Source organism: Synechococcus sp. CS-1333 (assembly GCF_025128015.1).
GTDB lineage: Bacteria > Cyanobacteriota > Cyanobacteriia > PCC-6307 > Cyanobiaceae > MW101C3.
In genome coordinates this window covers 173,995-193,753 of sequence record NZ_JAHLYO010000014.1, presented here as the reverse complement: position 1 = coordinate 193,753, position 19,759 = coordinate 173,995, and the positions used below count along the sequence as shown (strand labels likewise).

The following is a 19,759-nucleotide window of genomic DNA, read 5'->3' as shown; positions in this document are numbered from 1 at the left end:
GTGGCCCTCGCCAGGGTCAGGAGTGTTGCCGCCGGGCCTGAGGCTGGCGGTCTTGATGCCGTTCCTGCTGGCCTTGCTGGTGGGCCTCCAGGCGGCAGAGGGCACGGAAGCGCAGCGCCATCAGCTCATCGAACAGGGGGTTGATCTGGCAGAGCGGCGGGATGTGCAGCACGGTGTGGCCCGCGATCACCACGGTGCGCTCGAACGGGCAGCGGGCAGGAATCAGCCGCACCAGCAGGCGGGCCAGCGGCAGGGAACGCGGGCCGATGCCATCGAGCCAGTGGCGGAGCCGATCGATCAGAACCCCTTGGCGGGGGCCCCGGAGCGGGCTGAGGGTCATGACGGAAGCCCTGGTCACCAGGGAGGAGTGAGGCGAAGACGGCGTGGGGCTGGCGGTCGGCGGAATCCGGGCGCGAGGGGCCAGCGGCACCACCAGACCCTGAAGCGGCCCGGTGGGTCTGGCTGTCGCGTTGGACACCTCGGTGTGGAGGTCCTGAACGGAGACCTCAGAGCGTCACCGCCGCCAGCGGCGCCCGCGGCGGCAGCCCGCCGGCCCGGTTGTGCAGCTGCTGGGGATCGAGGACGGCAGTGCTCACGCTGCCGCCGAAGCGCAGCTGCAACCAGGTGATCACCGCCGGATCAGCGGCCACCACTGCTTCCTGACCCGCGCCATGCTCCGGCAGCAGGGCCGCCAGCACCGCCGGGCGCAGATACCACAGCTCCACGTTGGCGCCCTGCCGGTCGCGCCGCTCGGCGATCAGTTCCCGCAGCTGGCCGTCGTCGCTGAGCTGGCCGCTGGGAGCCAGCAGCAGCTGCAGCGGCCTTGCGCCGCAGACCTGGGGAGTGGAGGGGGTGGCAGCCATGGGTGCTGAACGTTGCAACGAATCTGCAACGACGAAACAACGACATAACGGTAGCGCGATACCGTTAGCTGGTTCGGCCTCATCAGGCCCCGCCCCGGTTGCCTTCGCCATGACCACCACGCACCCCGCCGCGGCCTTCGCCCCCGCGTCCGCCTCCCTACCCGCTACCTCCCCGAGCGACCTCTCCGATCACGCCAGCCCCGCCGACCTGGCGGCCCGCAAGGGTTTCGGCCCGCGGGTGCGCCGTCTGCATGGCCGCATCGGCGCCGCCCACCACCAGGCCGAAGGTATGGAGTTCTCACGCGCCCTGCTCGACGGCCAGGCCAGCCCGCTGCAGCTGGCGGCCCTGATCCGTGCGCTGGGCCCCGGCTACGCCCTGATCGAGCAACAGGGCCCTGAGCTGGCCGCGGCCCTTGGCGCGATCGACTTCCCCTGGGCGGCGCTGGCCCGCAGTGCTGCCCTCGCCGCCGATGCGGCAGCCCTGGCGGCAGCGCCCGCCACGCCGCGCTCCGCCGCTGCCGCCCTCTGGCTCGAGCATCTGCAGGACCTGGCCCAGCAGGCTCCGCACCGCTTTCTGGCCCACGTCTACGTGCGCTACGGCGGCGATCTCTCCGGCGGCCAACAGCTGGCCCAGCAGGCCAACGCCATCCTGGCGGCCCATGGCCTGCCTGCCGTGCGCTTCTGGGCCTTCGATCAGCCGCTGCCGGTGCTCAAGGCCGCCCTGCACGACGCCTTTGAGCAACTCGACCTGAGCGAGGCGGAAGAAGGCGAGCTGCTTGAAGAAGCGGTGGTGGCCTTCCAGGACACCCAGCGCCTGCTGGCCGAACTGGGCGATCTGGGCGCCGCCTGAGCCCGAAAGCTGGCGGTTGGATGTCGTGCCTCAGGCCCTCCCGCCGCGCCATCTGCCCCTGGCTGCTGCCTCTTCCATTCTTCCCCTCTTTCTTCACCCTCTCCTGCGCGCCCCCCCCGTCCCATGCCCACCACCGCTCCTGCCCGCCTCGAACCGCTGCAGCTGCTGCTGAAGCACGACAAGCCCGTGCCCCGCTACACCAGCTACCCCACAGCCGCCAGCTTCCATACCGGTGTGGGCCCTGGTGAACTGGCGGCGGAGCTGGCCCGGCCGAGCAGCGAGCCCCTGTCGCTCTACGTGCACATCCCCTTCTGCCGCCATGCCTGCTGGTACTGCGGCTGCAACCGGATCACCACCCAGGCCGGCTCGAAGGTGGTGGGCCCCTACCTGCAGGCCCTGGGCCGGGAGCTGGCGCTGATCCAGCGGGCCTCGGGCCAGCGCCGGCGCCTCAGCCAGCTGCACTGGGGTGGTGGCACTCCCAATTACCTGAGCGTGAGCGAGCAGGCGGAGCTTTGGGCGCTGATCGCCCTCCATTTCGATCTGGACCCCGGCCTGGAAGCCTCGATCGAGGTGAATCCGGAATTTCTCAGCCGTGACGAGGTGCTGGGCCTGCGCCGCCTCGGGTTCAACCGCATCAGCTTCGGCATTCAGGACGCCGATCCTGAAGTGCAGGCGGCGGTGAACCGGGTGGTGCCGCCCGATCAGCTGCGGCGGGCGATGGGCTGGATGCGGGAGGCGGGCTTCGAGAGCGTGAACGTGGATCTGATCTGCGGCCTGCCGCTGCAGACGCCCGCACGCTTCGCCGCCACGATCGCGCTCGTGGAGGAGCTGCGGCCCGATCGGGTGTCGTTGTTCAGCTTCGCCTACCTGCCCGAGCAACTGCCGCTGCAACGCAAGATCGCTGCTGATGATCTGCCCAGCCAGCGCGAGCGGGTGCAGATGCTGCAGGGCGCCTATGACGCCTTCACCAGCCACGGCTATGACGCCATCGGCATGGACCACTTCGCCCTGGCGGAGGACAGCCTGGCCGTGGCGGCGCGGGCTGGCCGCCTGCATCGCAATTTCCAGGGCTACACCACCGGTGGGGAGCTCGACCTGCTGGCGATCGGCGTCACGGCGATCAGCCAGTACCCCACCCTGTTCAGCCAGAACCAGCGAGATCTCCGGGCCTATCTGAAGGCGCTGGATGCCGGCGAACTGCCGGTGGAGCGGGGGCTGGTGGTGGAGGATCCTGATGAACTGCTCAGGCGTCGCATCATTCAGCGCTTGATGTGCGATTTTCGCGTCGATTTTGCCCACCTTGGCGGCGCGGATCAGACCGGCAAAGCTATAAACGCCCATGGTGGAGCAGAGCCGCTCAACGGCCCCCAGCGGTTCGCGGCAGAATGGGCTGACCTGCAGGCCCTGGAGGCCGACGGCCTGCTGAAGCTGGAGCCCAATGGCTTCCGCGTCAGCACGGAAGGACGCTGGTTGATCCGTACGATCGCTGCGGTGTTTGATCCCCGCCAGCGACTGAAGGCCAGCGGGTCGCGGTTGGTCTGAGGCGACGAATCAGGCGGCCTGCAGGTGCTCAAGCTGCTGTTCAAGCCGTTCCCGCAGGCGGCCCATCACCAACATGCAGAGATCGTCCACCAGCGGCTCGTCGGCGGTGTAGATCAAGCGGGTGCCCTCCCGCTCACAGCGCACCAGCCCCGCCCGCTGCAACTGGCTCAGCTGGCGGCTGATGTGGGACTGGCTGAAGCCGGTGGAGGCAATCAGGGCAGCCACATCCTGGGGGCCCGTCTTCAACAGGCAGAGCAATTGCAGCCGCGCCGGCTCACTCAGGAGGCGAAAGAACTGGCTGAGTTCTTCCAGAAGCTGGGGGGTTGCAACTAGCCCATCGGCCGCAGCACTCATTCCGCAAAATACCTAGCAACGCCAACCATCATGGCGTCATGTTTGCCGTTTTGGCGTGGGTGACGCACCTGTTGAGTGCGTGAGAACAGGACGAAGAACTGGAGAGTCCGATCGTCATGCACATCCTGTCGCATGTTGACACTTATGTGGAGAAAGGCACAACAGCTTTAGGCTGATAGGTTTGGCGGCGCCGTTGAGGGATCGCCCGCCTGCAGGCGGAGGCGGAGATGCCCTGAAACCTGGTGCAGGCGAGAGTCTTGCCCTGCGTACCGCTTCAGCGCCAGTCGAGCCAGGGGAGTGAGGGCACGATCGCCGGCGTGTGCTCCCGGTAGGCGGGATAGTCGGGATGGGTGTCGCACAGGGCCCGTTCCTCACGCCGGGCCTTGCCCCCCAGCACGGCGGCCAGGCCGAGCAGCAGCAACAGGTGCAGCAGGCTGCCCAGGGCGATCACCATCCCCAGCGAGCAGAGCAACACTGCCTGGTACAGCGGATGGCGACAGCGGCCGTAGGGCCCTCCCGTTACCAGGGCGGTACCGGGCATCGGTTCGGGCAGCGGCGTGAGGCTGTCGCCCAGCTTCAGGAACGCCTGCAGGGCCAGCCCCAGACCCACGACCAACAGGGCCAGGCCCACCAGCCGCAAGGGCAGCGGCCAGTCGATGCCAAGGCGGCTGGGCGCTGGCGTGGCCGGCAGCAGATGGGCGGCGATCAGCAGCAGCTGGGCCACCAGCCACCATTCACCACGACGGTTGTCACGCCAGCCGCTCCAGCTGAAGCCCCAGCGCTGCAGACGTTCGTTCAGCTTGCTGAGCACAGGAGGGTTTGGCGCTTCCCTCCAGTGTGGGCTCAGATGCCGAAGTGGCGGCAGATCAGCCAGGGCATCGTCACGGCCAGGGTGAGGGTGAGCGGCAGGCCGTAGATGGTCATGTCGAGAAAGCGGTAGCGGCCGGGGCCGAACACCATCAGGTTGGTCTGATAACCGATCGGCGTGAGGAAACTTTGGCTGGCGGCGAACATCACGGCGAAGATGAAGGCCATCGGCGGCAGATCCAACCCTTTGGCTACCTCGGTGGCGATCGGGATCAGCAGAACCACGGTGGCTCCGTTGCTGAGGGCCTCCGTGAAAATCTGCGCGAGCACCGTCACCGACAGCAGCACCAGATAGGGCGACCAGCCCTGCATCGAGCGCAACAGGTCGGTGGCGAGCGCTTCGGCCAGCCCGGTGGATTGCATCGCCACGCTGAAGCTGGTGAGCGAGCCCAGCAGCAGGATCACATCCCAGCGGATCGAGCGTTGCAGCTCTCCGGGACGCAGGCAGCCGGTGGCCACCATCGCCACCACCGCCAGCAGGACCGCCGCCATCAGCGGCAGCAACTTGAACATCGGCAACAGGATCACGAGTGCCGAAATCACCACCGCCACCCACTTACGGCTGGTGGTGGGCAGGTCTTTCTCCAATTCGTCAAGCAGCACCAGGTCGTTGTTGGCTTGCATGCCGCGAATCGCATCGAGCGGGGCCTGTAGCAGCAGGACGTCGCCAGCCTGCAATTGCACGCGCCCCAGCAGCTCGCGCAGCACCTGGTTGCCGCGCCGCACCGCCAGCAGGGTGGCGTTGTAACGCTGGCGGAAGCGCAGATCCCGCACGCTGGAGCCGACGATCGCAGAACCATCAGGCAGAAGCACTTCCACCACGCGCTGGGGGGAGGTGCTGGAAGCCCCGGCCAGTTCCTGGATGTCTTCGTCCAGATCGGTGATCGGCGCCAGGGTCACTGTGTGCTCTTGCTGCAGGCGCAGCAGGTTGTCGCGATTGCAGCGCAGCATTAGCCGGTCGCCGGCCTGAAGCACCAGATCCGCCAGCGGGGCGGTGAAGCTCTCACTGCCCCTATGCAGCTCCAGCACGTCCACGTCGAAGCGGCGCTGCAGCCGGCTGTTGTGCAGCGATTGTCCGATCAGTTCCGATTCCAACGGGATCAGTACGTCCGTGAAGTAGCCTTCGCGCGCCATGGAGCCGAGCAGGTCGTCGCCTTCAAATCCCCGATCGGGGAGCATGCGCTCCGAGAAGAACAGCATGTAGGCCGAGCCGATCAGCCAGATCGGAATCCCGATCGCCGTGAAGCTGAACAGCTCCAGCGAGCCATAGCCGAGCTGGCGGCTCACATCGCTGGCGAGAAGGTTGGTGGAGGTGCCGAGCAGGGAGATGGTGCCCCCCAGCACCGTGGCAAAGGACAGGGGCAACAGCACTTTTGAGGGGGAGATGCCGCGCCGGTGGCACCAGCCCTCCAGAACCGGCAGGAGCGTGGCAACGATCGGGGTGTTGGGCACGAAGGCCGAGATCGGGGCCACCACGCCCACCATGAGCGCGACCATGCGCTTCGGGCTGCGCACCGCATCGGAGCCGATCAAGGCCCGCAGGCGATCGAGGCCACCGCTGCGGAACAACCCTGCCGACACGGCAAACAGGCCCATCAGCGTGATCAGGGCCGGGCTGCCGAACCCCTGGACCGCCTCATCGGGCTTGAGCACCTTGAAGGTCACCAACAGGGCAGCTGCCAGCAGACCGGTCACCTCCGGCGCCAGCCAGCCGGTGATGAACAGCACGATCGCGCCGGCAAACACCAGCAGTGTGATCAGACCGGCCGGCTCTGAGGCAACGGTGAGAAAGGCGCTCATGGCTCAGACCTCCACGCCATGCCGTTGGTTACCGCTGCGCCAGGTCTGATTGCGAACCAAGGCGCCCATGCGGCCGCATGGGCCAGGAATGGCGATGCTGACAACGGCGATGGGAGCGATGACGATGGCCGAGTCAAGCACCCCTGATGGCAAGCTGCTGATCCCAGCGCATTCCTTGCCCCCACTTTCTTTTCCGGCTGATCGGCTCCCCGCAGTGGACCGCTCCATGCGTCTGCGCTGGTTATGGCTGGCCTGGCTGCTGGCCATGCTGTTCCATGTCGACCTGGGGCTGATGCCCCTGTTCCATGGCCTGTCACCAGAAATAGAGAGCAAGGTGCCGGTGGCGGCGCTGCCGCTGCTGTTCGGGGCGATGCTCGCCTACTTCCTGGTGCCGCTCGCCTGCCTGGTCACCATCGCCTATGCCGCCAGTGATCCGGGCCATCCGGCCCGCTGGCGACCATGGCGGCGGCTGCACTTCTGGATCAGCGTGGTGTACACCGTCTCAAACCTGCCGCACCTGATCGCCGATATCCTCGTGCCCGATTCACGCCCCGATCAGGTGGCGCTGATGGTGGTGCTGGTGCTGATCGGCCTGCTGATCAACCGCGAGGCCTGGGCCTGGTGGCGGGAAGCCGCCCGCATCGCCGGCCCAGCTGCCGCTCAGCGGCCCGCGATCGCCAGCCCGGCCTCGTCGAACACGCCTTCGAACAACACGGAGCTGAGGTAGCGCTCGCCGGAATCGGGCAGCACCACCACGATCGTTTTGCCCGCGTAGGCCTCTTCCGCAGCAAGGCGCAGGGCTGCCACCGTGGCTGCACCGCAGGAGATGCCGGCCAGGATTCCCTCCTCGCGCATCAGTCGCCGGGCCATCGCCACCGCCTCCTGATCACTCACCGTCTCCACCCGGTCCACCAGTGCCACGTCCAGGTTGTCGGGCACGAAACCGGCGCCGATGCCCTGGATCTTGTGGGGGCCGGGCTGGATCGGCTGGCCTGCTTTGGTCTGGCTGATCACCGGGCTGCTCACCGGCTCCACCGCCACCGACACCAGTGGCTTGCCCAGGGTGTTCTTGATGTAGCGGCTGACGCCGGTGATCGTGCCGCCCGTGCCCACACCGGCCACCAGCACGTCGATGGCGCCATCGGTGTCGGTCCAGATCTCCGGACCGGTGGTGTCGTGGTGGATCTGAGGGTTGGCCGGGTTGGCGAACTGCTGCAGCAGCACGTAGCGGTCGGGGTCGGAGGCGGCGATCTCGCGGGCCCGGCCCACGGCCCCAGTCATGCCGAGCCGGCCCTCGGTGAGTTCGAGTTTGGCGCCGTAGGCCGCCAGCAGCTTGCGCCGCTCCAGGCTCATCGTTTCAGGCATCGTGAGCGTGAGCGGAACGCCGCGGGACGCCGCCACGAAGGCCAGGGCGATGCCGGTGTTGCCGCTGGTGGGCTCGATCAGCTCCTTGCCGACTCCCAGCAGGCCATCTTTCTCCGCTTGCCAGATCATGGCGGCGCCGATGCGGCACTTCACCGAATAGGCGGGGTTGCGGCCCTCGATCTTGGCCAGCACGGTGGCCTTGCTGTCACCCACCACCCGGTTGAGCCGCACCATCGGCGTGCGCCCGATGCTGAAGCTGCTGTCGGCGAAGATCGTGGTCATTGGAACATCAATTGGATAAGAGCAGCCTGGCAGCAAGAGGGCCAGCTGGCTCGAAGCCTGTGCGTCCTCGTTTACAGCTCGCCGCCCAGCCCGCGCCCAAGCCTCCGAACAGCAAGGCCAGCGCGGCCTAGAGGTCTCCCGGATGAGGCGGAACCCACGCCAAAGGCGTAAAGGGTTCCCACACCTTTGTCAAGTTCTGGCACGACACAGCCCCGGCCCCCCGGCCCCTTAGTTTCGCCATTGCAAAGGAAGGGAAACTGGGCGGCGGCATGGGTTTCGCGGCGCTGCGTGCCGGTGGTCCGGTGATGGTTCCCCTGCTGCTGCTCTCGATCGTGGTGCTGGCGATCGGTGTGGAGCGGCTGCGCTACTGGAAGCGCTGGGGTCTCAGTTCCACCCGCCAGGAGCGCCTCCTGCTCGACACCCTTTCGGCCTCGCCCGCAGGCGTCAGTCGCCAGCAACGGGAAGGCCTTGAGCTGGCCCAGCTGGAGCTGGCGATGGCCCAGGGTGAGCCCGTGCTTGAAGCCGCCACCTTGATCGGCCCCCTGCTGGGCCTGATCGGCACCGTCAGCGGTCTGATGCGTGTGCTCGCTGAGCTCGGCCCCGACCTGACCCTGCCCAGCGGCGCCAGCGTGCAGGGTTACGGCGAGGTGTTGGTCAGCACCTGGCTGGGCCTGGTGGTAGCCCTGATCGCTGCGGTGCTGCTGCGCACCAATCAGGGCTTGCGGCAATGGCAACGCAGCCGCCTGGAGCTGGCCTGCCTGCGCGCTGCGGCCGAGGCCCCATGACCTTCCGCCTCCTGGCAATCACCGGTCTCAACCTGATCGCCCTCACCGCCGTGGCTGCCCTGCCCGTTGTTCTGCGGCAGCCGGAGCCGCGCCATCGCGCCACCGCCTCTCAGGGCCTTCAACCCCACTGGTTGCTGGTCCGCGCCGCCAGCGGCAGCTGGTACCTCGATGGCGCCGCGATCAGTGAAGTGGCTCTGGTGGCTCAGCTGGGTGGCGCCACCAACCCAGAGGGTGTGCGTTTTCTGCCCTCCGATGCCCGCTCCAGCAGGCAGGTGAGCAGCGACCTGGCCTGGCTGCGTCGCCACAGCCGCCAGCCGGTGTGGATCGACCGCCTGCCGGGCCCACTATGAGACCAGCAGAGCGCGCCAACCCCTTCTCGGGGCTTTCACCAGCCCTGGCGGTGCGGCGGATCAGGACGGCCGGCCCGATCACGGCCGGTGAGCAGGGCCTCTGGCTGGCGCTGCTTGGGGCGGCCCTCGGCCTGTTCAGCATGGCGCTGCTTTTGCTGCCTCAGCAGCTCGCCCAGGCGCCCGCCCACCGCGGCCTGGTGGTGCTGCACCTCGAGGCCGATGGGCGGCTGCGCCTCTGGAACCGCACGGTCAACCCGGGCCAGTTGCCCGCCCTGCTGCAGGAGGCCCGCCGCATCAACGCGCAGGCCCGCGTGCGGCTGATTCCCTCCCCCACCACCTCCTGGGGATTGGTGCAGCGATTTCTTCCCCTGCTCGATGCCAGTGCGCTTCCCTTTGACGTTCAACTTCCCTCCCCGTCCCAAGCCCCTGCCTCCTGAAGGCCGGGCCCCTGCCGCAGGCCGCAGCCTCCCGCTGCCCGCCTGGGCGCGGGCGGGCGCCAACCGGCGCTGGCTGGCGGCGATCGGCACCTCCCGCTGGCTGCTGCCGGTGGGTATCGCCGTGGGAGCCCATGCCCTCTGGCTCTCCAGCAGCAACCTCACGGTGCGTCCCCGCCCACCGGCCCCGCGCCTGCCGGTGACCGACAACACCCCGGAGCTGCTGCGCTTCAGCAGAGGTGCCCGTCAGCCCGTGGCGCTGGCAGCCAGCTTGAGCACGATCGATCTGCCCTTCGGCAACAGCCTGCCGCTGCCGCCCCCGCCGCCGCCGCTCGAGGCCGGGCCAACGACCCCGCGCCGTTCCGCCACTCCGGTGCTGCCGGCTTCCCGCACCGCTGCAGGCAGCGCTGGCCGCGGCGGCCTGGCCTGGGGGGTCCCGCCGGCTGCCTCCGCCGGCCTTCCGGCCAGCGCCGCCTCCGCCCTGGAACTTGTCGCCCAGCTGCAGACCAAGGCCGGGGCGGCCGCTGCGCCAACTGCTGCTGGTTCAAACGCCGCGGCCGCAGACGCAGCCGCCCCGCCGGCGGCAGCGGAACGCCCGGCCATGGACGAGGGCCAGAAGGCTGCCAGCGCCGCCCTGGCCAGGCGTCACCTACGGCTTGGTGCCAACGCCGATCGCCCCTACCGGCTGCTCTGGGAGACCGGCGTGATGGCCAGCAACAGGCCCGACAGCCTGACCGACCTGCCTCAGGGGGTGGAACTGCGCCGCCTGCCCCTGGCGGCTGCCCAGGCCATGGGCCTCAGCCAGCCGCACGCTGTGTCGGTGCACTCCCCCGCAGGGCTGCTGTTGCTGTGGGTGCAGGGCGACCAGCTCTGGTTGATCCGCCAACCTGCCGGACCCACCAGGACAGCCGCTTAAGGGCTGCTATCCCGCCTGATCACTCGTGGGTGCCCCCGCAGTTCTGCTGAGTGCCGGCTGAGCTCTGCCGCATCTCCGCCCGGCCTCAGCCGGGCTGGCGACGTGTGCTGCGCCAGTGGCTCATGGACTGCCAGCCAAGCAGCACGATCAGGGCAGGAATCAAGGCCATCAGGGTGAAGCGCTCGATCGGGCCGTCAAGGCCGGGGTAGGTATACGGGAGGATCTGCTCAACCAGATAGAGGCCGTAGAGGCCGATCAGGATGCCGCCCTCCAGGCGGGTGATCACCCCGCCGCTGAAGAAGATCGGCAGGCAGGCCACGGTGGTGGCCACCATGATCGGGAAGTCGCGGTGGATCATCACCGGATCCACACTGAGGCCGCGATTGCCGGAGATGAAGGCACAGAGCCCGAGGATCACCAGCTGGTTCAACAGGTTGCTGCCAATCACGTTGCCGATTGCCAGATCGGCCTTGCCGCGCAAGGCCGCCACGATCGAGGTGACAAGCTCGGGCATGGAGGTGCCGGCCGCCACGATCGTGAGGCCGATCAGGGTTTCGCTCACCCCCAGGCTCAGGGCAATGGCCGTGGCCCCTTTGACAAGGATCTGGGAGCCCCAGACCAGTAGCCCCAGGCCGGCGGCCAGTTTGATGCCGGCCGGAAGGTAGCCGCCCTTGGCTTCGTCTGCATCAATCTCGCCATCCGCGTCGCCTTCCTCCTTGGCGGTGCGGATTTCCCAGATCGTGTTGATCACCAGGGCGGTGAGCAGCGCCAAACCCGCCTGCCAGGTCATGCGCCCAGGCGAGGCCATGCCCCACACCGCCATCGACACCGCCAGCAGGATCGGCACATCGCGCCGGATCAGACGGCTGTGAACGCGCAGCGGCAGGATCAAGGCGCTGCAGCCAAGCACCACCAGCACGTTGAAGATGTTGCTGCCGACGATGTTGCTGACCGCAATGTCGTCGGCGCCCTGGATGGTGGAGAGCACGCTCACGAACAGTTCCGGAGCGCTGGTGCCCATGGCCACCACCGTGAGGCCGATCACCAGCTGCGGAATGCCGAGCAGCAGGGCGAGCGCCACCGACCCCTGCACGAACAGCTCGCCACCGCCGAACAGCAGCAGGATGCCCACGATGATTTCGACGACGCTGAGCACTGAGGACACCGGATTGAGGGCGCAATTATGCCCTGCGGCCCAGGCCGGAGCCGGAGCCTTGCCCTTGGCCTGCGGTTATGGCTTAGAGAATGAAATTCCTGCGTGGCCATCACCAACCGGATCAGTCTTCAGAACGTCCGCGGTGGCGTGTTCGGTGGGGTCACCGCTGCCGTGATCGCCCTGCCGATGGCGCTCGCCTTCGAGGTGGCCTCGGGGGCAGAGGCCGCTTGAGGCTCACCATCGAGAGCATGAATGCCCTGCCATCCAGGGGTGTGATGGCGATCGGCTCAGGCGACGGCGAACTTGATCTCACCCCGTAGGAGAAGGTGCTGCTGGATCAGGGCGAAGGCAAGGTGCTGCTCTTCCAGCTCAACGGCGCCGTGATCTTCGTCGTGGCCAAGGCGATCGCCCGGGAGCACAACGCGATCACCGACTGCAAGAGCATCGTGTTCGATCTCGGCTCTGTGTCCCACCTGGATGTCACGGCGGCACTGGCTCTCGAGAACGCGGTGGAAGAGGCGGTGGAACAGGGGCACAACGTTTCTGTGGTGGGGGCACACCGCACCCACCACCCGTCAATGGTTCCAGCGCCTCCGGATGTTGAAGTTGATGGATACCTCCCACACCGAGATCAGCCGCCATGAGGTACCGCAGGCGGCCGTCGGCCTGCGCCGCGTCGCCGGCTGATCCAGGCGTCTAGGCCAAACCGCCGCTGCTGCCGCCCCAGGCGCGGCTGGTGAAGCTGGATCCCCGCCTGCTGCTGATCCTGCTGATGCTGGCCGCCGTTCTGCTCTCCGGGATGGTGCCAGGCCTCCCACTGGGGGCGGCGGCGCTGTGGCAGGCCTTCGCTGCCTTCACCCTCCGTTAACCCGTTAAGTACAAATACCGAGACTGTTATCGGGCCCGCGGATCAACTTGCTCGCTGATCCAGCGATTCACGCATCAGCTGGCCCACTCATCACGCTGGCTTGGCGCAGGCATTGGCAATACCTCTTCATCCACCCCCCAACCGCTAACGGTCACTCTCTATTGTTCGCGATCATCCCGGAAGCCTCGCGATCAGATGACCGTCCCCCCGCCCGAGACGGCCTCCTTTGCAACGTCCCTCGTTGAGACGGCCTTCCTGATTCCGCTGTATCCCTTGCTGGGAGCGTTCTTCTCCCTGCTCTGGGTGCCCGGGCTCATCTCCCGTACCGGTCCACGTCCCGCCGGCTACATCAACCTCCTGTTCAACCTGGTGGCGTTCCTGCACAGCCTGGCGGCCTGGATCGCCTTCAGCGGCACTGCGCTCACCCGCAGCTGGCCATGGCTGGATACCGCCGGCCTCTCGATCCGCTTCGACGCCACGATCAACACGCCCGTGCTGATCGCCATGACCATGATCTGCGGCATTCATGTGCTGGCCCAGGTGTATGCCATCGGTTACCTGGAGATGGACTGGGGATGGCCCCGTTTCTTCGGCTGCCTGAGTGTGTTTGAGGCGGGCTTGTGCGCTCTCGTGCTCACCGATTCCCTCTTCTTCGCCTATGTGGTGCTGGAGCTGCTCACGCTCGGCACTTACCTGGTGGTGGGCACCTGGTTCAACCAGTCGCTGGTGGTGAAGGGGGCACGCGATGCCTTTCTCACCAAGCGGGTAGGCGATCTGGTTCTGCTGGCCGGCCTGGTGGCGCTGCTGCCGGTGGCCGGCAGCTGGAACATCAACGCCCTGAATGCCTGGGCCGAACAGGCCACCCCCAGCCCCGGCCTCACCTTGATCCTGCTGGCCCTGATCGCCGGCCCGATGGGCAAATGCGCCCAGATCCCGCTGCACCTCTGGCTCGACGAGGCCATGGAAGGCCCCTTCCCCTCCACGGTGCTGCGCAACTCCGTGGTGGTGCTGGGCGGGGCCTGGGTGCTGCTGCGCCTTGAGCCGCTGCTCTCGGTGAGCCCCACCGTGCAGGCCGTCCTGGTGGTCGTGGGCGGCACCACCGCCCTGGTGGGCGCCCTGATCGCCCTGGCCCAGATCGATATCAAGCGGGCCGTTTCCTTTCTGGTCAGCAGCTGGCTGGGGCTGCTGTTCCTGGCCGTGGGCGCCGGTGCCGGAGACACCGCCTGGCGCATGCTGCTGGTGTATCCGCTGCCGATGGCCCTGGTGCTGCTGGCCCTGGGCACGGTGGTGTCGAGCAACGTGAGCCAGGACCTCACCCAGCTGGGTGGCCTCTGGTCGCGCCGCCCCTTGATGGGCATCGCTTTCCTGGTGGGTGGCGCCGGCCTGGTGGGGCTGCCGCCGCTGGCCGGTTTCGGCGCCCTGCGCGCCATGACCGCCAGCCTCTCGGACAGCCAGGCCCCGCTGTTGCTCACCGCCGCGGTGCTGCTCACCAATGGCCTGATCAGCGCCGCACTGGTGCGGATCTTCGGGCTGATCTGGGGCGGCAAGCCCTCGGTGTTCACCAAGCGCTCCGCCGAAGTGCTGTGGCTGATGGTGCTGCCGGCGATGGTGGCCACCGGCCTGGTGCTGCACCTGCCGATCCTGATCAACCGCGCCGGCATCGGCGCGGAGTGGGGTCCGATGGCGCTGCCGCTGCTCGCCTCCACGCTGCTGGGAATCACGGCCGGGTCGGTGCTCTATCTCTTCTCCACCGAGCACCTGCCCAAGCTGTCCGGACCATTGGCCGGGCTGCAGGAATGGCTGGCCGCCGACCTGCACACTGAAGGCCTCTACCGCCGCACCGTGGTGGGTCTGGTGGTGGCGCTCGCGGCCACCAGCAGCTGGGTCGACCGCATCCTGGTGGACGGCTTCAGCAACCGCAGCGGCGACCTGGCCCTGGAGGGGGCGCGCCGCCTCAGCCTCAGCACCACCGGCCGGGTGCAGGCCTATGCCTTCACCGTGCTGGTGGGGGTGGTGTTGATGGGGCTGTGGATCCTCACCCGCCACACGCCCGCCTTCCTCTCCCTCTGAAGCAGACCACCGAGATCTCCCATGCTGCTCACCCTTCTGCTGCTTCCACTGGCCGCTGTGCTGCTGCTCTGTCTCGCCCCCTTGCCGGGGCCCTGGCCCCGTCGGGTGGCGGTGTTCGCTCCGGCGGTGCAACTGCTGATGCTGCTGTGGCTGGCGGGCCACCCGGTGCCGGAACTCCGCCAGGTCTGGCTGCCCCAGCTTGGTCTGGAGCTTCACCTGGGCCTTGATGGCCTGTCGCTGCCGCTGGCCGGCCTCACGGCTCTTCTTTCCTTCATGGCGGTGTTCGCCACGCCGATCAGCCAGCCGCGGCGGCGCTTCTTCTACGCCATGGTGCTGGCCACCAACGTGGGCCTCACCGGTGCCTTCCTGGCCTGCAACGGCCTGCTGTTCGTGCTGGCCTACGAAATCACGCTGATCCCCACCACCCTGCTGGTGGCGGTGTGGGGCGGCGAGCGGCGTGCCACCGCTGCGATCCGCTATCTGATGTATGGCGCGGTGTCGGGGATGGCCCTGCTGGCGGGCGTGCTGGCCCTGGCCCTGCTCAACCGCAATGGCTTCAGCTTCGCCTACGCCGACATGGCCCAGGCGGTGCTGCCGGAGGGGGCGGAGCGCTGGATCCTGGCCCTGCTGCTGCTCGCCTTCGGCCTCAAGATGCCGATCTTTCCGCTGCACGGCTGGCAGCCGCTCACCTACAGCCAGGCCTCCACGCCCGTGGCCATGCAGCTGGCCGGGGTGGTCTCGAAGCTGGGTGCCTATGGCCTGCTGCGCTTCGGCATCGGCATGCTGGGCGACACCTGGGCCGAGTGGTCGCCGTGGATTGCCGTGGTGGGCATGGTCAGCGCCCTGTATGGGGCCCTCAACGCGATCGCCCAGACGGACATGCGCCGCCTGGTGGCCTTCAGTGCCCTGGGCCACATGGGCCTGCTGGTGCTGGCCCTGGCCGCCGCCACGCCGTTGAGCCTGCAGGGGGCGATCGCGCAGATCCTCGCCCAGGGCATGATCGTGGCCCTGCTGTTCTGCCTGGTCGGCAAGATCGAGGCGAAAACGGGCACCACCGAGATCGCCGCCCTCTCCGGCCTGATGAATCCCAGCCGGGGCCTCCCCTTCACCCTGGGCCTGCTGCTGCTGGCCCTGATGGCAGCGGCAGGTGTGCCCGGCCAGGCCGGCTTCCTGGCGGAGATGGTGGTGTTCCAGGGCAGCTGGCCGGTGTTCCCGCTGCCCACGATCGGTTGCATCCTGGCCTCGGGCCTCACGGCCGTGTATGCGGTGCGCCTGTTCAACCGGGTGGGCTTCGGCCGCCTCGACAACAAGACCGCCGACTACGTGAGCACCACCTGGGTGGAGCGGCTGCCGGCCCTGGCCCTCTCCTTCCTGGTGATCCTGGCGGGCCTCTGGCCCCAGATCCTGCTGGGCTGGAGTGAGGACACCACCAGGAGCCTTGCCCTCTCCCGCCCGCCAATCAACGCCCTGGCGATGGCTGCCCCGAGTGCAGCACTGCCACCGATCGCCTCCTTGGCGCCCCTGCACCTGCTCACCCCGCTGGCTCTCCGGCCATGACCGTCACCACTCCCGCCACCGCCCTGCCCCCGTCCACCCACCCCTTCGCTGAGGTGGTGCAGCGCCTCGAAGCCGGCGGCTCGATGCTGCCGGACACGCCGGAAAACCTGATGCAGATCATCGGCATCTACAAGGCCTATGCCGTGCCGATGGACTTCTACTGGCGCGATCTCCTCTACATCGCCGAGCGGGTGTTCCTCGATCCCCTGCCGGCGTTCAAGTATTTCCCGAGCCAGGAGTACCTCGACCTGCCCAATTCCTACGCGGGCGACGATTCCAAGCTGCGCATCTGGCGCGGGCCGGCCACGGCCCACCCGGAGCTGCTGGAGTTCATGGAGAAGGGCGAAGCTGGCAAGCTGCCGAAGCTGCTCCATCACCTCTGGCACGACCGCATCAACATGGAGTTCGCGGAGGCCTGCATGGATGCCATGTTCTGGCACCAGGGCATGGGCGGCCGCTTCTACGACTACCTGGAGAGTGACGCCTACAAGGCCAACGCCGAGCGGGCGATCCTCGCTTACTTCAAGGGCAATCCGCTGATGCTGGGCCTGCACAAGCTGTTCCCGGAGATGTTCCTGGAGCAGGTGCGCAAGATGAGCTACTACGCCAATCTCGGCCTGTTCTGGGAGGTGATGGCGCCGGTGTTCTTCGAGATGAGCGACATCTACGATGAAGGGGGCTTCTCTGGTGTGCCAGCCGCCATGGATTTCCTGGTGAACGGCATTTTTGCAGTGGCGGGCCGGCCGATCTATCACCACGTTTACATCGGTGGTGAATGCATCGAGATCATCCCCAAATCGGAAGGTTTCACCTGGCTGTATGAGGCGGCTCTGCCCTATGTGGAGGCGGTGTTCTATCGCACAGCCCCCTTCCGCGGCACCAAGAGCTACAACGCCCAGGCCGATCAGGTGCCGTCGGAGCAGGCGGATTTCCACTACGGCATCCTCTATGCCGATGTGTTCCCGGTGGGTTCGGCCGGCATCCCGCCCACCCTGCTGATGCAGGACATGCTCCACTTCCTGCCGCCCTATCTGGTGGAGCTTTACCGCAACCACAAGCGCGGCGAAGACGACATCCTCGTGCAGCTGGGCATCACCTTTCAGCGCTCCATGTACAACGTCACCTCAGCGGTGATCCAGGCGCTGCGCTGCGCCCTCCTGTTCCCTCTCGATGATCCCGATCCGGAGCACCTCAAGGCGAACCGCGCCTTCTTCGAGGCCCAGATGGATCGCTTCCTTCGCCCTGAGGCCCGCCTCCGGGATGTGCAAACCCAGGACTACCGCTAGACACTCCCAGCCATGGCCAACATCATCGAAACCGCCAAAGGCGCCGGCCTGTTTTCCACCCTGCTCACAGCGGTGGAGGTGGCCGGCCTCACCGCATCCCTGGAGAGCCCTGGCCCCTTCACGGTGTTCGCCCCGGTGGACGACGCCTTCGCTGCCCTGCCGCCCGGCACCGTGCAGACCCTGGTGGACAACCCGCCCCAACTCGCGCGCATCCTCAAGTTCCACGTGCTCTCCGGCGCCTTCAGCCGCAGTGAGCTGGTGGATCAGCCCAGCTGGGAAAGCCTGGAGGGCGCCCCGATCCCGATCCGCTGCGCCGAGCCCTTCGAGGTGAAGAATGCCTCCGTGCTCTCCGCCGACATCGTCTGCGACAACGGCATCGTGCACGTGATCAACCGGGTGATGCTGCCGGGCTGATCCCCAGCCGGGTGAGCAGGGGAGAGGCCATGGCGGTGGTCACCAAGGCCATCACCACCATCATCGTGAACAGGGTGGTGCTGATCACCCCAAGGCTCAGGGCCACGTTGAGGATCACCAGTTCCGTGAGCCCTCGGGTGTTCATCAGCCAGCCCACCGCCTGGGCCTGCTGGGGAGGCAACCCTCCCAGGCGGGCCATTGCCCAGCAGCCGATGAACTTGCCGCCGATCGCCACCGCCAGCACCGCCAGCAGAGCCAGCCACAACAGCGGCTGATCGAGGTCCGCGATCCGAGTGTTGAGGCCGCTGATGGCGAAGAACACCGGCAGCAGCAAGGTGAGCACCAGATCCTCGATGTGCAGCCGCAGGCGGCGCAGCAGCGGGCCGTAGCGGGGCAGGGCCAGGCCGAACAGAAACGCCCCGAAGATGTAGTGCACACCGATCCAGTCAGTGATCACGGCCGAGAGAATCGCTCCAGCGAACAGCACTGAGAGCAGAATCGGGCTCAGCTGCCGCTCGCGCCGGTAGTGCTCCTCGAGCCGGTGCATCAACGGCTTGAGGCCCAGCAGCAGCAGCAGCGCCCAGGCCAGGGTGCCGATCAATGCCGGCAGGGCGCCCAGTACCGATCCGGAGCGGGTGAACGACACCACCGCCGCCAGCAACACCCAGCTGACCACGTCGTCGATGGCGGCGCAGCTGATCACCAGCTGGCCGAGCGGCTGCCCCAGCAACCCCCGTTCCTTGAGCAGGCGCGACAGCACCGGAAAGGCCGTGATCGCCATCGCCGTGCCCATGAATAGCAGGCCCGGCAGGGTGCGATCGCCCGGCAACAGACCTGGCAGCACGCTTTCGAGACCAACGGCCAACAGCACCCCGAGCAGCAACGGCAGCACGATGCCCGCCAGCGAAATTCGCGCCGCCAGTTGCATCCGGCCGTGCAGATGCTCCGGGTTCACCTCCAGCCCCACCAGAAACATGAACAGGATCAGTCCCAGCTGGGAGAGCAGGTTGAGCTGGGGCAGCACCGCCGCGGAAAACACCGCCTGCTGCAGCTGGGGTGCAAGCACCCCCAGCAAGGAGGGCCCCAGCACGATGCCGCCCAGGATCTCGCCGATCACCGCAGGTTGATCGAAGCGGGCCAGCAGGCGCCCCAGCAGCTTCGAGACCACGATCACCAGGGCCAGAGCCACCAGCACCGCCGACAGGGTGCTCAGCGGCTCGGTCGCGATCAAAGCGGCGCAGCTCCTTGCAGCATCCACAGGCCGTGCAGACCTTCCCAGGCCAGGTAGGCGCTGATCAGCAGGGCGAGCACGCCCACCACCCATTCGGCCCGGTGCACCAGCCAGCCTTCCACCTGCAGCAGCGGCTCGCGGATGCCGCCACTGGTGGCGATCCAGGCCAGCGGTGGCAGCAGCAGCAGGGAGCTGGCCACCAGCACAAACACGCCGGTGAGCTCCAGATCACGGCTCACGCCTGGCTGGTTCACCAGCAGCAGGCCCGCTTCCTTGAGATAGAACACCAGGTTTTCCGGCGTGAGCAGGGCGCTGGTGGCACCGATCAGCACCAGCAAGGGCGTGCGCACATCGGGCAGCTGGTTGAGCAGCCGCACCGCCATGCCCTCGTGGCCCAGCTCGGCCGCCGGGGTGAGCTGGAACAGGCCGATGCCCAGCAGGGCCACCGCCCCCACCAGGTCAACCACCACCTGCCCCTGTTCGCCATGGTTGAGGGCCAGGGACAAGCGATCGCCCACCAGCATCAGGGCGAGGATCGCCAGGCCGTTGGCCATGGCCCAGCCGCTCACGTAGGCGAAGGAACGCCGCAGCGGGAAAGGGCCCAGCAACAGCAGCGCCACCACGGCGATGTGCAGCGGGCTGAAGGCGATCCCGAAACCGAACAGCGACGACTGGCTGAACAACGCCCCAGGGCTGAGGTGGGCGGTGGGGGCGATCAGAGCAGGAAGGAGCAAGGAAGCAGAGGTGATGGGATCAAGCGCCTGAGCGC

The 19,759-nt window shown here is 67.6% G+C and carries 23 protein-coding genes; 14 read left to right on the top strand and 9 right to left on the bottom strand.

Translation table 11 applies throughout. The features are described 5' to 3' along the window. Positions 1-16: 16 nt before the first annotated feature. Both KQ303_RS05415 and KQ303_RS05410 read right to left on the bottom strand, forming a co-directional pair. A complete protein-coding gene (locus tag KQ303_RS05415; RefSeq protein ID WP_259729460.1) occupies positions 17-340 on the bottom strand; it encodes a Mo-dependent nitrogenase C-terminal domain-containing protein in 324 nt (107 codons plus the stop codon). 166 nt (positions 341-506) lie between these two features. Continuing rightward, the gene (locus KQ303_RS05410) at positions 507-863 is read right to left on the bottom strand and encodes a hypothetical protein (RefSeq protein ID WP_259729459.1); all 357 of its coding nucleotides are present in this window, start codon (positions 861-863) and stop codon (positions 507-509) included. Positions 864-972: 109 nt separating this feature from the next. Here KQ303_RS05410 and KQ303_RS05405 point away from each other — a divergent pair, with 109 nt between their 5' ends. Beyond that, positions 973-1,713, top strand: coding sequence for a biliverdin-producing heme oxygenase (locus KQ303_RS05405; protein ID WP_259729458.1), 741 nt, complete (start codon positions 973-975; stop codon positions 1,711-1,713). A 123-nt stretch (positions 1,714-1,836) separates the two neighbouring features. Further along, positions 1,837-3,255, top strand: a complete 1,419-nt coding sequence (hemN, locus tag KQ303_RS05400) for an oxygen-independent coproporphyrinogen III oxidase (protein WP_259729457.1) — start codon at positions 1,837-1,839, stop codon at positions 3,253-3,255. Positions 3,256-3,264: 9 nt separating this feature from the next. On the opposite strand, the gene KQ303_RS05395 is transcribed toward hemN, so the two are convergent. The 3 genes from KQ303_RS05395 to KQ303_RS05385 form a co-directional block, all read right to left on the bottom strand. Beyond that, positions 3,265-3,609: a helix-turn-helix transcriptional regulator gene (locus KQ303_RS05395; protein WP_259729456.1), complete on the bottom strand. Its 345-nt coding sequence runs from the start codon at positions 3,607-3,609 to the stop codon at positions 3,265-3,267. A gap of 274 nt (positions 3,610-3,883) precedes the next feature. After that, positions 3,884-4,420, bottom strand: coding sequence for an isoprenylcysteine carboxylmethyltransferase family protein (locus tag KQ303_RS05390; RefSeq protein WP_259729455.1), 537 nt, complete (start codon positions 4,418-4,420; stop codon positions 3,884-3,886). A 32-nt stretch (positions 4,421-4,452) separates the two neighbouring features. Beyond that, positions 4,453-6,276, bottom strand: coding sequence for an SLC13 family permease (locus KQ303_RS05385; RefSeq protein WP_259729454.1), 1,824 nt, complete (start codon positions 6,274-6,276; stop codon positions 4,453-4,455). A gap of 175 nt (positions 6,277-6,451) precedes the next feature. On the opposite strand from KQ303_RS05385, the gene KQ303_RS05380 reads away from it, so the two are divergent. Beyond that, a complete protein-coding gene (locus KQ303_RS05380; RefSeq protein ID WP_259729453.1) occupies positions 6,452-7,003 on the top strand; it encodes a hypothetical protein in 552 nt (183 codons plus the stop codon). On the opposite strand, the gene cysK is transcribed toward KQ303_RS05380, so the two are convergent. Next, entirely contained in the window at positions 6,937-7,923 is a 987-nt protein-coding gene (gene cysK, locus KQ303_RS05375; protein ID WP_259729452.1) for a cysteine synthase A, read from the bottom strand. The genes KQ303_RS05380 and cysK overlap by 67 nt on opposite strands. A 269-nt stretch (positions 7,924-8,192) precedes the next feature. On the opposite strand from cysK, the gene KQ303_RS05370 reads away from it, so the two are divergent. From KQ303_RS05370 to KQ303_RS05355, 4 genes are read left to right on the top strand one after another with little or no spacing between them, the layout of a single operon-like run. After that, on the top strand, positions 8,193-8,708 hold the full coding sequence (locus KQ303_RS05370; RefSeq protein ID WP_259729451.1) for a MotA/TolQ/ExbB proton channel family protein: 516 nt from the start codon (positions 8,193-8,195) through the stop codon (positions 8,706-8,708). Then, on the top strand, positions 8,705-9,058 hold the full coding sequence (locus KQ303_RS05365; protein WP_259729450.1) for a hypothetical protein: 354 nt from the start codon (positions 8,705-8,707) through the stop codon (positions 9,056-9,058). The genes KQ303_RS05370 and KQ303_RS05365 overlap by 4 nt, the downstream gene beginning before the upstream one ends. Further along, positions 9,055-9,495 (top strand): hypothetical protein, encoded by a 441-nt coding sequence (locus tag KQ303_RS05360; RefSeq protein WP_259729449.1) that lies wholly within the window; start codon positions 9,055-9,057, stop codon positions 9,493-9,495. Before KQ303_RS05365 ends, KQ303_RS05360 begins: the two co-directional genes overlap by 4 nt. Then, entirely contained in the window at positions 9,434-10,408 is a 975-nt protein-coding gene (locus tag KQ303_RS05355) for a hypothetical protein (RefSeq protein ID WP_259729448.1), read from the top strand. The genes KQ303_RS05360 and KQ303_RS05355 overlap by 62 nt, the downstream gene beginning before the upstream one ends. An 85-nt stretch (positions 10,409-10,493) precedes the next feature. Here the strand turns inward: KQ303_RS05355 and KQ303_RS05350 are convergent, their stop codons facing one another. Then, positions 10,494-11,573: a calcium/sodium antiporter gene (locus KQ303_RS05350; protein ID WP_259729447.1), complete on the bottom strand. Its 1,080-nt coding sequence runs from the start codon at positions 11,571-11,573 to the stop codon at positions 10,494-10,496. Positions 11,574-11,666: 93 nt separating this feature from the next. Here KQ303_RS05350 and KQ303_RS05345 point away from each other — a divergent pair, with 93 nt between their 5' ends. The 7 genes from KQ303_RS05345 (at position 11,667) to KQ303_RS05315 (ending at position 17,759) form a co-directional block, all read left to right on the top strand. After that, the gene (locus KQ303_RS05345; RefSeq protein WP_259729446.1) at positions 11,667-11,795 is read left to right on the top strand and encodes a hypothetical protein; all 129 of its coding nucleotides are present in this window, start codon (positions 11,667-11,669) and stop codon (positions 11,793-11,795) included. A 95-nt stretch (positions 11,796-11,890) separates the two neighbouring features. Beyond that, positions 11,891-12,208: a sodium-independent anion transporter gene (locus tag KQ303_RS05340; RefSeq protein ID WP_259729445.1), complete on the top strand. Its 318-nt coding sequence runs from the start codon at positions 11,891-11,893 to the stop codon at positions 12,206-12,208. 92 nt (positions 12,209-12,300) lie between these two features. After that, positions 12,301-12,432, top strand: coding sequence for a hypothetical protein (locus KQ303_RS05335; protein ID WP_259729444.1), 132 nt, complete (start codon positions 12,301-12,303; stop codon positions 12,430-12,432). Between the two features lie 195 nt (positions 12,433-12,627). Next, positions 12,628-14,502, top strand: coding sequence for an NAD(P)H-quinone oxidoreductase subunit F (locus KQ303_RS05330; protein ID WP_259729443.1), 1,875 nt, complete (start codon positions 12,628-12,630; stop codon positions 14,500-14,502). A 21-nt stretch (positions 14,503-14,523) separates the two neighbouring features. Beyond that, positions 14,524-16,059 (top strand): NADH-quinone oxidoreductase subunit M, encoded by a 1,536-nt coding sequence (locus tag KQ303_RS05325; RefSeq protein ID WP_259729442.1) that lies wholly within the window; start codon positions 14,524-14,526, stop codon positions 16,057-16,059. Beyond that, entirely contained in the window at positions 16,056-17,345 is a 1,290-nt protein-coding gene (locus KQ303_RS05320; protein WP_094510730.1) for a CO2 hydration protein, read from the top strand. The genes KQ303_RS05325 and KQ303_RS05320 overlap by 4 nt, the downstream gene beginning before the upstream one ends. Positions 17,346-17,357: 12 nt before the next feature. Further along, entirely contained in the window at positions 17,358-17,759 is a 402-nt protein-coding gene (locus KQ303_RS05315) for a fasciclin domain-containing protein (protein ID WP_259729441.1), read from the top strand. On the opposite strand, the gene KQ303_RS05310 is transcribed toward KQ303_RS05315, so the two are convergent. Together KQ303_RS05310 and KQ303_RS05305 are read right to left on the bottom strand one after the other, a co-directional pair. Further along, positions 17,734-18,990, bottom strand: a complete 1,257-nt coding sequence (locus tag KQ303_RS05310; protein WP_259729440.1) for a cation:proton antiporter — start codon at positions 18,988-18,990, stop codon at positions 17,734-17,736. The two genes, KQ303_RS05315 and KQ303_RS05310, sit on opposite strands and share 26 nt — an antisense overlap. Beyond that, positions 18,987-19,724: a GAP family protein gene (locus KQ303_RS05305; RefSeq protein ID WP_259729439.1), complete on the bottom strand. Its 738-nt coding sequence runs from the start codon at positions 19,722-19,724 to the stop codon at positions 18,987-18,989. Before KQ303_RS05305 ends, KQ303_RS05310 begins: the two co-directional genes overlap by 4 nt. Positions 19,725-19,759: the final 35 nt, after the last annotated feature.